Annotated in this window: 2 pseudogenes; both read left to right on the forward strand. The window is 65.7% G+C overall.

What is annotated here, in order from left to right:
* A pseudogene (locus EN969_RS36555) lies at positions 1-168 on the forward strand (SRPBCC family protein); the annotation flags it as partial.
* A gap of 13 nt (positions 169-181) precedes the next feature.
* A pseudogene (locus EN969_RS35090) lies at positions 182-399 on the forward strand (FAD binding domain-containing protein); the annotation flags it as partial.

The raw sequence follows: 399 nt of genomic DNA on the forward strand, positions 1-399 counted from the left end.
ACCCTGCAGCTGCGGCGCGTCACCGATGGCGACCGCACCTACGCCGAATGGACCGCTAGCTTCGACGCCGCGCCTGAGGAGGCAGACAAGCTGGCCGAGGGCATGGGCGCCAATGTCTTTCAGGGCGGCTTCGACGCCCTGAAAAGCCATTTCGCCGGCCAGAGCTGACAGGAGCCAGACCATGGCGCTGGCACTGCAGACTTTTGCAACGGTGAAAGACGCGAACGCGGCACTGAAGGCGGCCGGCACCCGCTATCTCGGTGGCGGCACGCTGGTCGTCCGCGCGGCCAATGAAGGCGACGTTTCGGTTTCCGGCCTTATCAGGTCGACCGAGCCGTCCCTGTCCACCATCGCCGTTGCCGGCGATAAAGTCTGCATCGGCGCTTCGGTGACCATGGC

The sequence above is a fragment of the Mesorhizobium sp. M7A.F.Ca.CA.003.01.2.1 genome (assembly GCF_003998945.1).
GTDB classification, from domain to species: Bacteria; Pseudomonadota; Alphaproteobacteria; order Rhizobiales; family Rhizobiaceae; genus Mesorhizobium; species Mesorhizobium ciceri.